Source organism: Sphingomonas sp. SP6, from assembly GCF_058313435.1.
This window is the reverse complement of the sequence record NZ_JBZFLG010000001.1, coordinates 806,872-820,282: the sequence shown is the minus strand read 5'-3', so window position 1 is coordinate 820,282 and position 13,411 is coordinate 806,872. Positions and strand designations below refer to the sequence as shown.

14 protein-coding genes and 1 tRNA gene are annotated in these 13,411 nt (G+C 69.7%); 1 reads left to right on the top strand and 14 read right to left on the bottom strand.

Annotated elements, in window-relative coordinates:
• Nucleotides 1-4: 4 nt before the first annotated feature.
• From AC4GYY_RS04035 to AC4GYY_RS04015, 5 genes are read right to left on the bottom strand one after another with little or no spacing between them, the layout of a single operon-like run.
• Nucleotides 5-979 (bottom strand): DNA polymerase III delta subunit-related protein, encoded by a 975-nt coding sequence (locus AC4GYY_RS04035; protein ID WP_491118937.1) that lies wholly within the window; start codon nucleotides 977-979, stop codon nucleotides 5-7.
• A complete protein-coding gene (gene tmk / locus AC4GYY_RS04030) occupies nucleotides 976-1,608 on the bottom strand; it encodes a dTMP kinase (RefSeq protein ID WP_491118936.1) in 633 nt (210 codons plus the stop codon). The genes AC4GYY_RS04035 and tmk overlap by 4 nt, the downstream gene beginning before the upstream one ends.
• Nucleotides 1,605-2,765, bottom strand: coding sequence for a D-alanyl-D-alanine carboxypeptidase family protein (locus tag AC4GYY_RS04025; protein ID WP_491118935.1), 1,161 nt, complete (start codon nucleotides 2,763-2,765; stop codon nucleotides 1,605-1,607). Before AC4GYY_RS04025 ends, tmk begins: the two co-directional genes overlap by 4 nt.
• 16 nt (nucleotides 2,766-2,781) lie before the next feature.
• Nucleotides 2,782-3,675: an SPOR domain-containing protein gene (locus tag AC4GYY_RS04020; protein ID WP_491118934.1), complete on the bottom strand. Its 894-nt coding sequence runs from the start codon at nucleotides 3,673-3,675 to the stop codon at nucleotides 2,782-2,784.
• Complete coding sequence (locus tag AC4GYY_RS04015; RefSeq protein ID WP_491118933.1) at nucleotides 3,659-4,702, bottom strand: lytic murein transglycosylase; 1,044 nt, start codon at nucleotides 4,700-4,702, stop codon at nucleotides 3,659-3,661. Before AC4GYY_RS04015 ends, AC4GYY_RS04020 begins: the two co-directional genes overlap by 17 nt.
• A gap of 93 nt (nucleotides 4,703-4,795) precedes the next feature.
• On the opposite strand from AC4GYY_RS04015, the gene AC4GYY_RS04010 reads away from it, so the two are divergent.
• Nucleotides 4,796-4,885, top strand: a tRNA-Ser gene (locus AC4GYY_RS04010).
• A 6-nt stretch (nucleotides 4,886-4,891) separates the two neighbouring features.
• Here AC4GYY_RS04010 and AC4GYY_RS04005 read toward each other — a convergent pair.
• The 9 genes from AC4GYY_RS04005 to AC4GYY_RS03965 all read right to left on the bottom strand — a co-directional run bounded on the left by AC4GYY_RS04005 (nucleotide 4,892) and on the right by AC4GYY_RS03965 (nucleotide 13,366).
• Complete coding sequence (locus AC4GYY_RS04005) at nucleotides 4,892-5,203, bottom strand: PilZ domain-containing protein (RefSeq protein ID WP_491118932.1); 312 nt, start codon at nucleotides 5,201-5,203, stop codon at nucleotides 4,892-4,894.
• Nucleotides 5,204-5,237: 34 nt separating this feature from the next.
• The gene (gene rpmE, locus AC4GYY_RS04000) at nucleotides 5,238-5,468 is read right to left on the bottom strand and encodes a 50S ribosomal protein L31 (protein ID WP_491118931.1); all 231 of its coding nucleotides are present in this window, start codon (nucleotides 5,466-5,468) and stop codon (nucleotides 5,238-5,240) included.
• 103 nt (nucleotides 5,469-5,571) lie between these two features.
• Nucleotides 5,572-6,054, bottom strand: a complete 483-nt coding sequence (gene fabZ / locus AC4GYY_RS03995; RefSeq protein WP_491118930.1) for a 3-hydroxyacyl-ACP dehydratase FabZ — start codon at nucleotides 6,052-6,054, stop codon at nucleotides 5,572-5,574.
• 8 nt (nucleotides 6,055-6,062) lie between these two features.
• Nucleotides 6,063-6,665: an OmpH/Skp family outer membrane protein gene (locus AC4GYY_RS03990; protein ID WP_491118929.1), complete on the bottom strand. Its 603-nt coding sequence runs from the start codon at nucleotides 6,663-6,665 to the stop codon at nucleotides 6,063-6,065.
• Entirely contained in the window at nucleotides 6,665-9,364 is a 2,700-nt protein-coding gene (gene bamA, locus AC4GYY_RS03985) for an outer membrane protein assembly factor BamA (RefSeq protein WP_491119290.1), read from the bottom strand. Before bamA ends, AC4GYY_RS03990 begins: the two co-directional genes overlap by 1 nt.
• A gap of 168 nt (nucleotides 9,365-9,532) precedes the next feature.
• Nucleotides 9,533-10,675, bottom strand: coding sequence for a M50 family metallopeptidase (locus tag AC4GYY_RS03980; protein WP_491118928.1), 1,143 nt, complete (start codon nucleotides 10,673-10,675; stop codon nucleotides 9,533-9,535).
• Complete coding sequence (gene dxr / locus AC4GYY_RS03975) at nucleotides 10,672-11,829, bottom strand: 1-deoxy-D-xylulose-5-phosphate reductoisomerase (protein ID WP_491118927.1); 1,158 nt, start codon at nucleotides 11,827-11,829, stop codon at nucleotides 10,672-10,674. The genes AC4GYY_RS03980 and dxr overlap by 4 nt, the downstream gene beginning before the upstream one ends.
• Entirely contained in the window at nucleotides 11,826-12,638 is an 813-nt protein-coding gene (locus AC4GYY_RS03970; RefSeq protein ID WP_491118926.1) for a phosphatidate cytidylyltransferase, read from the bottom strand. Before AC4GYY_RS03970 ends, dxr begins: the two co-directional genes overlap by 4 nt.
• Nucleotides 12,635-13,366 (bottom strand): isoprenyl transferase, encoded by a 732-nt coding sequence (locus AC4GYY_RS03965; protein ID WP_491118925.1) that lies wholly within the window; start codon nucleotides 13,364-13,366, stop codon nucleotides 12,635-12,637. The genes AC4GYY_RS03970 and AC4GYY_RS03965 overlap by 4 nt, the downstream gene beginning before the upstream one ends.
• Between the last annotated feature and the right edge of the window lie 45 nt (nucleotides 13,367-13,411).

The window sequence follows — 13,411 nt, the reverse complement described above, 5'->3', positions numbered from 1 at the left end:
CGCGTTACCCTCTACCCGCAAGCCGTGCGATCAGCCCGGTCATCTCGAACACGGTATCGGCGGGCACCAGCGAATTGACGCGGGCGGCGCGGGCCAGTTCCCGCGCCTCGGCATAAGCGTCGAGCGCACGCGAGAGGTCTTCGCCGTGGCGCGCCCGCGCGCCTTCCGCGATCAGCGTCGGCGCATGGTCCAGGAACGCCTCGTAACGCGGCTGCGCGGCCTTGAGCGACAGTTCGCGCGAGAGGCGAAGGCGCTGTCGGTTGTCCGCATCCCCCTGCGCCATCACCGAGCGGAGCGCGGCGTCGATCCCGCCGAGATCGAGTCCCGCATAGCGAAGCGCGCGACCCGGCGATCCCTCCCCCGCCCGGACCAGCGCGGCGATCTCGTCGGCGGTCGCCTCGGGTTGCGCCTCGCGGAGCGCGGACGTCATGTCGGCATCGGCCAGCGGCTCGAACCGCAGCGTGCGGCAGCGCGAACGGATCGTGGGGAGCAGCCGCCCCGGCGCATGGCTGACCAGCAGGAAGATCGTTCCCGCCGGCGGCTCCTCCAGCGTCTTGAGCAAGGCGTTGGACGCCCCGGGGCGCTCGACGTCGTCGATGCTGTCGATCAGGACGACGCGGCGAGGACTGAGCGACGGCGTCGTCGCGAACAGTGGGCCCAGCGCGCGGACCTGCGCGATCGGGATCGACCGCGCGAGCTCGCCGTCCTTCTTCTCGTTGGGCAGCCGGGTGAGCAGGCGAAAGTCGGGGTGCGCGCCAGAGCCGAGCAACGCGGCGGTTCGGCTGCCTTCGGCCAGGTCGAAGTCCCCGACACCGCGCTCGCCCGCCGCCTCGGCGAGCAGGCGCGCGGCGACAAGGCGGGCGAAGCTCGCCTTGCCGACTCCCTCCGGTCCGGCGAACAGCCAGGCATGGTGAAGCGACCCGCCCGACATCGCGGCGCGAAACGCGGCATGGGCGACGGCGTTACCCAGCGGCGTCATGGCAGCCAGTCATGAAGCGCGGCGAGGAGATCGGCGGTGATCGCTTCGGCGGCGCGCGCCCCGTCGACCAGCCGGACCCGCCCGGGCTCGCGTGCGGCGATGGCGGCGAACGCTTCGCCGACCCGCTCGTGGAATGCGGCGCCGCGTCGGGCGAAGCGATCCGCCATCTCGGCGTCGCGCAGGCTCGCTCGACGTTCGCCTTCTGCGACGGGGACTTGGAGGACGAAAGTGCGATCGGGCATCAGCCCGGCCGAGCCGAAGGCGTGGAGTGACAGGATCGCGGCGTCGTCGATCCCCTCGGCTCCGCCCTGATAGGCGCGGGTGGAATCGACGAAGCGATCGCAGATCACCCACGCATCCTTGGCGAGAGCGGGCGCGATCACGCGCTCGACATGGTCCGCGCGGGCCGCGGCGAACAACAACGCTTCGCTGCGGGGGCTCCAGCGGGCGGTCTCGCCCGAGAGCAGCAATGTCCGGATCGCCTCCGCCCCCTCGCTGCCGCCGGGCTCGCGGGTGACGACCACGCGCAGCCCTCGCGTCTCCAGTGCGGCGGCGAGCGCGCGGGCCTGGGTCGACTTGCCCGCTCCCTCGCCGCCCTCAAGCGTGACGAAGCGGCCGGCAAAGCTCATCCGAACAGCCCGGTCAGCCCCGCCCAGGCACGGCCGAAGAAGCCGGCCTCGCCCACATCCTTGTCCGCGACCAGCGGCAGGGTCTGCTCGGGAAGGCCCGGCGACGTGATCACCAGATCGGCGACATGCTGCCCGGCCTTGATCGGCGCCTTGATCGGCCCCTGATAGACGACCTTGCCCGCGAGCTGCGGCACCGCGCCCGAGGGCAGCGCGACGGTCAGATCCTTGGGAGCGACAAGGCCGACGGTCGAGGCGCTGCCGAGCTGGACGTCGGCATCCGCGACCTTGCGCCCCGACTTGACCAGCGGCTTGGCCTGCCAGGCGCGGAAACCCCAATCCATGAAGCGAACCGATTCGGAGGCGCGCTGCCCGAAGCTGGTCAGTCCCGCCAATACCATCACCAGCCGCCGCCCGCCCTGCTCGGCCGAGCCGGTGAAGCCGTAGCCGGCCTCGTCCGTATGGCCGGTCTTCAGTCCATCGGCGCCGGCGACGCGCCCGAGCAGCGGATCGCGATTGGCCTGGGTGATGTCCGCGCCGCTGCCCAGCGTCTTCCCCCAGGTGAAGTCGCGACGCGAGTAGAATTGCTTGTAGAGCTTCGGGTGGTCCTCGATCGTCGCCGCGGCGAGCTTCGCCAGATCGCGCGCCGTGACGTAGGTGACCCCGTTGTCGGGCCAGCCGTTGGAGGTGCCGAAATGGCTGTTGGCGAGACCGATCTTCTTCGCCGCCTCGTTCATCCGATCTACGAAGGCGGGCTCGGTTCCGGAGATCCCCTCGGCCAGCACCACGCAGGCATCGTTGCCCGAAAGCGTGACGATCCCGTAGAGCAGGTTGGCGACGCTCACCCGCTCGCCCGACGACAGGAACATCGTCGAACCGGCGGCGGGGCCGTGCCATTTCGCCCACGTCTCCGGCCGGACGTCGAACTGCTGGTCGAGCTTCAACTCGCCGCGCTTGATCATGTCGAACGCGACATAGACCGTCATCATCTTCGCCATCGACGCCGGCGGCATCCGGCGATCGGCGTCGCGCGCGAACAGGACCGCGCCGGAGGACAGGTCCTCCATGAACGCGACCGGCGCCGGCGTGTCGAACACCGGGGCGGCGGCGGTGAGCGACCCGAACAGCAGCGGGACGGCGAGAAGGGCGAGCTTACGCATGAGAACGGGTCCGAAATCAGGAGGTCGGGATGATCTGCGCGCCCGCATAGCCGCGACGATGGGCGTCGTCACGCGCCCGCTGCGCCGATGCGAGATCGCGAAACGGCCCGAGGCGGACGCGCCACAGCGCCCCGGCGGGCTGGATCGAACCGCCGAGCGAGCGCGCGAGCGCGGCGGCGCGAACCTGTGTCGAGAAGGCAGCGATCTGGACGACGTAGCGTCCGGCCGCAGCCGGAACCGGTGGAGGAACGGGTGCGGGAGGGCGTGGCCGCGGCGGAGTGACCGCCTCGTGCGTGGGGCGGGGGTAAGGCGCTCCCCGTGACGACAAGACCGTCGGCACCGCCGCGGGCTTCTGTCTGCCCGTCGCCGCACCGGCCGACGCGGGCAGCTGCCGGCGCAACGCCGCGAGCAGCGCGGGCGGCGCATCCATCCGAGCCGATGCGGCCTCGCCCCGCGCCAGCGCCGAGGCGTCGGCCGCCGACGCCGTCACCGCACGGACGCGGACCGGGGTCGCGCCGCGGCCGGCGCCGAGCAGCGCCGCCGCGCCGCGGGTCAGGTCGATCTCGTAGCGCGCGTCACCGGGACCGCGACCGGCGATGCGCACGAGGATCGTCCGGCCGGTGTCGAGTGCGGTCACCTCCGCGATGCTGCCGATCGGGAGCGTGCGGTGCAAGGCGGTCGCCGCCCGGTCGCCCGCGAGTTCGTCGGACGAGGTCGCAAATCCTACAGCGTCATAGGCCTGGACGCCGACGCCGGCGGTCCCGCTGGGTCCGTCGCTCGCCGGGACGCCCGGGGGCAGCGGCGTGGACTGGCGCGTGAGCTCGCGGGCGATCGGCGCTCCGCCATCCGCGACCTGGGGCGATCCGGCGGCCGCCGCGAGCAGAAGCAGCAGGCTAGCGCTCGACGGCATCGGCCAGCAGCCCCACTGAGAGCGCATAGTAGTTCGAGCAATTATAGTCGAGGATAACCCGGTAGTTCCCGGTCAGGAGATAGGCGGTCTGCCCAGGGCCGTCGGCCTCGAACAAGGTCGCCTGGACGCCGTCCGCCGGCCAGGCGCGGTCCTGCGGCACGATCCCCATCGCGCGCCACTCCGCCATGGTCCGCCACGCGCTGTGGCGCTGGAACACGCGCGGGCAGCGCGGGCTGACCAGGCGGTTCTGGACGCGCGAGCGGTCGAACCCGGCGGGAACGCTCACCGCAAATCCCCAGGGCTGGCCGCGCCGCCAGCCCGCGTCCGCGAAGTAAGCGCCGATCGAGGCGAGCGTGTCGGCCGAGCTGCCCCAGATGTCGGCGCGGCCGTCCCCGTCGGCATCGCGCGCGAGCCGCAGGTAGATCGACGGCAGGAACTGCGGGTTGCCGGTCGCGCCCGCCCAGCTGCCCTTCAACCGATCGCGCGGTACGCCGCGGTCGAGCATCTTGAGCCCGGCGATGAACTCGCCCGCGAACAGATCGCGTCGCCGCCCTTCGTAGGCGAGCGTGGCCAAGCTGCGGAGGAGATCGAAATTGCCGGTGTACGATCCGTAATTGGTCTCGTGTCCCCAGATCGCGACCATCACCGACTCGGGAACGCCGGTCTCCGCCTCGATCCGGGCGAGCCGCGCACGGTTGGCGAGATAGGTCGTGCGCCCCCGCGAGATGCGTGCGGCGTCGACGTGCGCCGCGCGGTAAGGCGCGAACAGCGAGGGGGCGGCGTTGGGGTTCGCGCCAGGCTGCTGGCGGTCGAGATCGACGACGCGCTGGTTGTAGGTGAGCGTCGGGAACACCGCGTCGGCGGTCGCGCGGCTCACGCCCTGCGCGAGCGCCTGGGCGCGGAGCTGCGGAAGATAGGCCTGGAACCCGGCCTCGTCCTGCGCCTGCGCCGGCGGCTGGAGTGCCAGGCACGCCGCCGCTGCAAGCCCAAGGCGAAGACCGCGACCGACTGTTTTACGCCCCCACATGCGGACCGATGTGACACAGCCCCGCCGTTCGCGGAAGCCGCGATCATCCCGCGACTTGCACAAAATGGCGCAGCGGCTAGTCGCAGCCGGGCCGGACAGGTGGCCGAGTGGTTTAAGGCAGCGGTCTTGAAAACCGCCGTGGGCGGAAGCTCACCGTGGGTTCGAATCCCACCCTGTCCGCCAAGCCTCTCAGCGGGTCGCCAGCTTCTCGAACGCGACCGTATCCAGGGGCTCGCGGAACTGGCAACCGGCGGTGAAGTCGTCGGCCCACATCACGTCGGCGGCGACGGGGCCGATCTCGGGGAGATTGAGCCAGATCGTCGCGCCGCGCTTGAGCGCCGAATAGGTCGACAGCCGCGCGCCGTGGATCGACAGGTCGACGACCTTGCACAGGGTGCGGCCCAGTCCGCCCTGACCGATCCCGGCGTCGAACGACACCGGCGCGCGGGGAGCGCGTCGCCGGCCGTCCTTCTGAGCAGGTTCGAACTCGGCAGCGAACATCACCGAATGCTAACCCGCGCTGGTTAACGATGTGTTACTTGCGGAGCGTCAGCCCGCCACCGAAACGCTTGTTGAAGCGCGCGACCTGGCCGCCCTGATCGAGCAGCTGCCCGCGGCCGCCGGTCCAGGCCGGGTGCGCCAGCGGGTCGATCTCGAGCGTCATCGTGTCGCCCTCCTTGCCCCAGGTGGAGCGGGTCTCGTACACGGTGCCGTCGGTCATCTGGACCTTGATCATGTGATAATCGGGGTGCGTGTCGGCTTTCATGGGTCTTCAAGCTCCTGGAGGCGGCTGGTTTCCGACCAGCCCGAAAGGAAGCGGCGCGCCTAGCGCCTCGCCCTTGGAATGTCAAAAGTGGCGGGAGTGATCGCTAGAGCGTCGGCGGGCTCGCGATCATCGCGGTGAAGCTCGCCTCGGCAGCGACCTGCCCGTCGATCTTCGCCCGGCCCGTGAACTTGCAGACGGTCGTCCGCTTCTGGACGAACTCGGCCTCGAGCCGCAGCAGAACGCCGGGCTCGACCGGCTTGCGGAACTTCGCGGCCTCGATCGCCATGAAATAGACGAGCTTGCCCGAGCCCGCGAGGCCGAGGCTCTCGACCGCGAGGATGCCCGCGGCCTGCGCCAGCGCCTCGACGATCATCACCCCGGGCATGATCGGGCGCCCGGGGAAATGCCCCTGGAAGAACGCCTCGTTCATCGTCACCGCCTTGATCGCCACGATCGACCGGTCGAGGACGATCTCCTCGACACGGTCGACCAGCAGCATCGGATAGCGGTGGGGGATCGCCTGCATCACCCGCTGGATATCCAGCGGGCCCAGCGTTCCCCTGCCCTCGCCTTCGGTGTTGGTCACTGGGTCGCTCAGCGACCCTGCGGCCGGGTGGTCGCCGGGGCAGCAGGCGCGGCCTGCGCGGGCGCGGTAGTGCTGACGCTGGGGAGCTGGGTGTTGAGCTGGGCGAGCACCGCATCGGTGATCTCGACCGCCGGCGCCGAGTAGAAGACGCTGCCCTTGTCCATCGCGAGCGTCGCGCCACGCTGCTGCGCGACTTGCGAGATGATCGGGCCGAGCTTGGCGCCGATCTGCTGGCGGACATAAGCGACGTTGCGCTCCAGCGTCTGCTGCTGGGTCGCGATCTGCTGCTGGGCGGCATTGCGCTTGGTCTCGAACGCGGTGATCCGCGCCTGGAGCGCGGCGTCCGGATTGCCCTTGGCGGCGGTCACCGCGGTGCGGAGCGACTGCTCCTCGGTCTGGAGCGGCGCGCTCAGCGACTGGGCCGAGCTGCGCAGCTGGGTCGACTGGCTCTGCAACTGAGTGTTCGCCGCCTTGCAGGCGGTGCAGTCGCGGAAGATGCGGTCGCTGTCGACCACCGCGATCTTCGAGTCCGGAAGCGCCTGGGCGAACGCCGCCCCCGCGGTCACCGCCGAGGCGACGGCGGCGAGCGCCATGAGAGAATGCTTGGTCATCAGAACTGTGTCCCTACGTTGAAGGTGATGAGCTTCTTGTCGTCGCCCTTCTGGCTGAGCAGCGCCTTGGCGACGTCGATGCGCAGCGGGCCGAACGGCGAATTCCAGTTGACGCCGACGCCGATCGACAGCCGCGGCTTGGCCGAATTGCCGAGATACTGCTCGATGAACGGCGTCGTCGCGGTCGTGTAGATCGAGTTCGGGATGGTGCCGATGCACGTCCCGGTCGCATCCGGCGTTCCGACCGCGCAGATGGTCGTGAGCGTCGACGGCGTGTTCGTCGTCGGATCGGTGGTCGTGTAGGTGTACAGCGCCTGCCCCGCGGAGTTGAACTGCTGCGTCAGGATGTTGCCGTAATAGGTGCTGCCGGTGGTCGCGTCGGTCAGCTGCGGAATGCAGCTGAGCGTCTCCCCCGCGCCGCAGATGTCGACCGTCGGGTTCGGCCGGGTGATGTTCCACAGGCTGCCCGCCTGGACATAGACCGACGGGCGCAACCCGAGCTCGCGCGCACCCGCGCCCAGCGGGATCTCGAGCTCGACGCGGCCGAGATAATAAGCGCGGCCGCCGAGCGCATCGTCGACGACCTGGTCCTTGCCGGTCAACAGCACCTGCGCCGGGGACGCATCCGAATAGAAGGTGCGCTGCACACGCGGGCCGACACCACGGATGTCGAAGCCGCGGAACTGCGGCTCGCCCAGATAGAAGCGGTCCGTGATCCGCACCGCATCGACGCCGGGCGCGGGCGAACCCTCCAGCGGATGGATGTACCCGCCTTCGCCGACCGCGGAGACCACGAAGCCCGATCGGCCGAGACCCCAGTATTTCGCGCCCTCGATCCGGCTGCGCAGATACTTCACGTCCCCGCCCAGCCCGGCGAAGTCCTGGCTGAAGCTGAGCCGCTGGCCGCGGGTCGGCCGCAGGTTGCTGTTGAGGCTGTTGTAGATCAGCGAATAGCCGACCGACGACGTCCAGCGATTGCCGAGCGAATCGCACAGATAGCGGCCGGCGAGCAGCGCGTTGCACTGGCCGCCGGTGAAATAGCTCTGGTCGAGGCTGACCTCGTCATACGACAGGCCGTAGCGGCCGGAGAGCGACCAATATTCGGTGAGCGGCACGCCGGCGCGGACCTGGAAGCCGGTCGAGGTCTGGCTGTAGGTCGTGTTGCGGCTGTCGCCGACGTAGTTGAACGCATTGTAGTCGCGCCGGAACAGGTCGATGCCCACCGCGATGTTGCGATCGAACAGGTACGGCTCGGTGAACCCCGCTTCGATGGACTTCGAATAGCTCGAGTAATTGACCCCGAACCGTGCTTCCTGGCCCTTGCCGCGGAAGTTCGACTGGGTGATGTTCGCCTGGATGATGAACTGTTCGAGGCTCGAATAGCCCGCCGACAGCTGGAGCTGGCCGGTCGCCTTCTCCTCGACGTTGGCGTCGAGCACGACGCGGTCGGGCGCCGAGCCCGGCGTCTGCTTGATCTCGAACTTGTCCTGGAAATAGCCCAGGCTGTTGATCCGGTCCTGCGAGCGCTTGACCTGGAAGCTGTTGAACGCATCGCCCTCGGCCAGGCGCACCTCGCGGCGGACCACCTTGTCCTGCGTCTGGGTGTTGCCCGTCACGTTGATGCGCTCGACGTAGGTCCGCTTCGATTCGCCGATGTGGAAGTTGATCCCCATCGTCAGCGTATCGCGGCTGCGGTTGAACTCGGGGTTCACGTCGGTGAAGGCGTAGCCGAACAGGCCGGTCGTGCTCTGCAGGCTCTCGACCGAATCCTCGACCGCTTTGGCGTTGTACCAGTCGCCCTTCTTGATGACGAGGTTGGCGGCCAGCTTCTTGTCGTCGAAGTCGCGGATGTCGCTGTCGACGGTCACGTCGCCGAACTTGTAGCGCGGCCCCTCCTCGACCACGTAGGTGATGATGAAGTCGCGCTTGTCCGGGGTCAGCTCGGCGACGGCCGAGGTCACGCGGAAATCGGCATAGCCTTCGGTTAGGTAGAACTGCCGCAGCTTCTGCTGATCGTAGGCGAGCCGGTCCTGATCGTAGGACGTGTTGCCCGACAGCAGACGGAAGAAGCGCGCCTGCTTGGTGGCCATCTGCTCGCGCAGCTTGTCGTCGGAGTAGATCTGGTTGCCGATGATGTTGATCTGGCGGACCTTGGACTTCGCGCCCTCGCTGATCTCGAACACCACGTCGACGCGGTTCTGGTCGAGCGCGACCATCTTGGGATCGACGCTCGCCGCGAAGCGTCCCTGGCGGCGGTAAAGCTCGATGATCCGCGCCACGTCCTGGCGGACGGCGGAGCGGGTGAAGATCTGCCGCGGCTTGAGCTTGATCTCCTTGGTGATCTTGTCCTCCTTGAGGCGCTTGTTGCCCTCAAGGATCACGCGGTTGATGATCGGGTTCTCGCGGATGCGGAGCACGATGTCGCCGGTCTCGGCACCCGCCACCTGGACGTCGGCGAAGAGATCGGACGCATAGAGGTCCTTGATCGCCTGATCGAGCGTCTCGTTGGTGTAGGCGGCGCCGACGCGCAGCTTGGTATAGCTGAGCACCGTCTCCGGCTCGATCCGCTGCGAACCCTCGACGCGCAGGGTCTTGATCGTGCGCGCGGCCGCCGGAACGGCAACCGGGGTCGCGGCAGGCGACGGCGCCGGAGCCGTTGCGGACGACGCCTGCGCCAGCACCGGAACGCCGGCGAGCATGGATGCGCCGAGCAGGCTTGCGCCGAGCGACCTGGCCCCCACGATCAGGGGGCCGCGCGCGTAAGTGGTTGCCTTCAAAACCGTCACCAATCCCAACCCCGGAGAACCAACACGCGCCCTGCGGGCCGCCCCTGCCCTAACCGCCGAACCCGATCAAGCCAGCCGCGATCAACCCGCCGCCCCGACCAGCCCGGCGAGCCCGCGCCAGAGCCCGAGATTGCCGAGATCGTTGAAGGTCACCACCAGCATCAGCGCGACGATCGCCGCGAAGCCGCCGCGATACGCCCATTCCTGCGCCTCCGGCGGAACCGGCTTCCGCCGCGCCGCCTCGATCGCGTAGAACATCAGGTGCCCTCCGTCGAGCATCGGCACTGGCAACAGGTTGATGAACCCCAGATTGATCGACACGAGCGCGATGAGGAAGACGAAGGCGTCCGGGCCGAGCGTGATCTGCTCGCCCGACACCTTCGCAATTTGCAGCGGACCGCCGAGATCGCGCATCGAGCGCCGGCCGGTGACGACCTGGCCGATCGTCTCGACCATCATCGACACGATCTCGCCCGTCCGGCGGATCGCGACGACCGGCGCCTCGAAGACGCCGACGGGAACGATCACCGGCTTGGGCGGCGCGATCCCGAGCAGCCCCACCCGGTAGACGTTGCCGAAGCGATCCCGCTGCTCGAGCGTCCCGATCTTCGCGCCGACCGACGCGGTCACGTCGCCGCGCCGATAATCGATCCGGACCGGCTCGCCGGCACGGATCTTCACGTAGCGGACCATGTCGTCGAACGTGTCGATCGGGCGTCCGCCGAGCGACACGATGCGGTCACCCGCCTGCAGACCGATCCTCGCCGCGACCGTCCCCGGCACCGCCCGGCCGACGGTCGCCGGGGTCCGCCCGTCGCCGTAAGCGAGCGCGAAGCCGGTCAGGATCAGGATCGCGGCGACGAAGTTCACGACCGGCCCGGCGGCGACGATGATCGCACGCTGCCAGACGGACTTCGCCTGGAACGTGGCGTTGCGCTCCTCGGCCGGAAGCGCCAGCCACTCCGGGGAGGGCTGCGACACCGCGTTCATGTCGCCTGCGAACTTGACGTAGCCGCCAAGCGGCAGCCAGCCGACCTTCCACCGTGTCCCACGCCGGTCGGTCCAGCCCGCCACCTCGCGGCCGAAGCCGATCGCGAAGGTGTCGGCCTTCACCCCGAACATCCGGCCGGCGAGATAATGGCCCAGCTCGTGGATGAAGACGAGCGGCCCGATCACCAAAGCGAAGGCGAGGACGGTCAGCAGCAGGCCCGGACTCTGGATCAAGCGACGCCTTCCTCTACCCGCTCCGACGCCAGCGCCCTCGCCTCGGCATCGACCGCGAACACCGCGTCGAGCGTCGCCGGCGCGGGCGGATCGTAGCGCGTCAGCGTATCCTCGACGATTGCGGCGATTTCGAGGAAGCCGACCCGGCCGCCCAGGAACGCGGCGACCGCCACCTCGTTGGCGGCGTTGAGGATCGCCGGCCGTGCGCCCCCTGCCTCGACCGCCGCCCGCGCCAGGCGGAGCGCCGGGAACCGGACCGGATCGGGCGCTTCGAAATCGAGCCGACCGACCTTGACGAGATCGAGCGGTTCGCCGGGCGTCGTCATCCGATCGGGCCAGGCGAGCGCGCAGGCGATGGGCGTGCGCATGTCGGGGGTGCCGAGCTGCGCCAGCGTCGAGCCGTCGACATATTCGACCATCGAGTGGATGACCGACTGGCGGTGGACGACGATCTCGATCTGCGCGGCCTCGACCGGAAACAGGTGGAACGCCTCGATCAGCTCGAGGCCCTTGTTGAACATGGTGGCACTGTCGACGCTGATCTTGGCGCCCATCGACCAGTTGGGGTGGGCGACCGCCTGCGCCGGGGTGATCGCGCGCATGTCGGCGAACGCGCGGTCGCGGAACGGTCCTCCGCTCGCGGTCAGGATGATGCGGCGGATGCGGGCGGCGTGGCGGGGCTCCAGGCATTGGAAGATCGCCGAATGTTCGCTGTCGACCGGAAGGAGGGTCGCGGCGTGGCGCATGACCGCCTGCTTCATCACCTCGCCCGCGGAGACCAGCGCCTCCTTGTTGGCGAGCGCGAGGATGCCGCCCTGCTCGACCGCCGCCAGCGCGGGCTTCAGCCCGGCGGTGCCGACGATCGCGGCGACGGTGACGTCTGCTCCCATCGCCGCCGCCTCGCACACCGCATCGGCGCCGCCCCCGGCCGCGATCCCCGTGCCGGCGAGCGCATCGCGGAGCCCGGGCAGGCAGCGCTCGTCGGCGACGACGGCGCGCTCGGCCCGCGTGCGGATGGCCGCGGCAGCGAGCTTGGCGACGTCGCAATTGGCGGTCAGCGCGACGACCCGGAACCGATCGGGCGCACGCTCGACCAGATCGAGGGTCGAGGTTCCGACCGAGCCGGTCGCCCCCAATATGGTGACGGTCTTCATCGTCCGATCAGTCCATAGAGGTGCGGCAGAACCACCAGCAGCGCCGCCGCGGGCGCGACCGGGACCAGGCCGTCGAGCCGGTCCATCAGCCCGCCATGGCCCGGCAGGATCGTCCCGGAATCCTTCACGCCCGCACGGCGCTTGAGCCAGCTCTCGTACAGATCGCCCCCCTGCGCCAATACCGCGAGCACCGGGGTGGCGAGGGTCATGCGGAGCGGCAAGCCGTAGCGGGCGTGCAGGACCGCACCGAACGCGCTCGCCAGAACGACGCCGCCGACCAGCCCGGCCCAGGTCTTGTTCGGGCTGAGCCGCGGCGCGAGCTTGGGCCCGCCGATCGCGCGGCCGGCGAAATAGGCACCGATATCGGTCGCCCAGACGAGCGCCAGCGCCCAGAGGGTGTACACGATCCCCTCGTTGCCCAGGTGCTGACGCCGGCAGATCATCAGCGCGATCACCGGCAGCCCGCAATAGAGCAGACCCAGAGCGAGCCGCGGCGTGCGGGTGACGATCACCACGAAGAACGCCGCTCCGGCGAGCAGCCCCAGCGTGAAGAAATCGTGGATCTGGAGGACCAGCGACGCGGGTGCGGTGATCGCGAGCGGGACGGACAGCGCATATTGGGCGAGCCGCTTGTGGCGCAGCGGCACGTTCTGGAGGTCCGCCCATTCTGCCATCATCAACAGCGCGACGACGACCATCAGCAGCCAGAAGGCGACGCCGCCCAGGATCACCGCCGCCAATGCGACCGCGATCATCGCCGCGCCCGCCAGCGTGCGGACCGCGAGCTCGCTCGATCGCTTACCGGTCACAGGCCGCCGTACCGCCGCTGCCGCCGCGCGAACGACTCGACGGCGGCACGCAGCTCGTCCGGGCCGTAATCGGGCCAGAGCGTGTCGACGAACAGCAGTTCGGCATAAGCGGACTGCCAAAGCAGGAAGTTCGACAGCCGCTGCTCGCCCGAGGTGCGGATCATGAGATCGAGCGGCGGCAGCTCGCGGGTCTCCAGCTCCGCCTCGATCGTCTCGGCATCGATCGCGGCGGGGTCGATCTCCCCGGCCACCGCACGCAGCGCGAGCCGCTGCGCCACGCCGGCGAGTTCGGCCTGCGCGCCGTAGTTGAGCGCGATCGCCAGGATCGGCCCGGTGTTCGCCGCGGTCCGCGCCAGCGAATCGTCGAGCAGCGCCACCACGTCCGCCGGGAAGCGGCGGTAGTCGCCCAGGATCCGCAGTCGGACGTTGTCGGCGACGAGTTCGGCGATGTCGGCGCGGATGTAGAGCTTCAGCAGCCCCATGAGATCGCCGATCTCCGCCTCCGGCCGCCGCCAATTCTCGCTCGAGAAGGCGTAGAGCGTGAGCGCCTCGATCCCGAGCGCGCGCGCGGCGCGGCTCACCCGGCGCACCGCCTCCACGCCCGCGCGGTGTCCGGCGGCGCGCGGCAGGAATCGCTTCTTCGCCCAGCGGCCGTTGCCGTCCATGATGATGGCGACGTGGCGTGGGAGCGCGGCGCCCGGGTCGGCGAAGGCGGGGGCGGTGCTCATGCGGTGGCGCCGCCCCTCCGAGCGAAGCGCCGCTCGTGCCCCCGG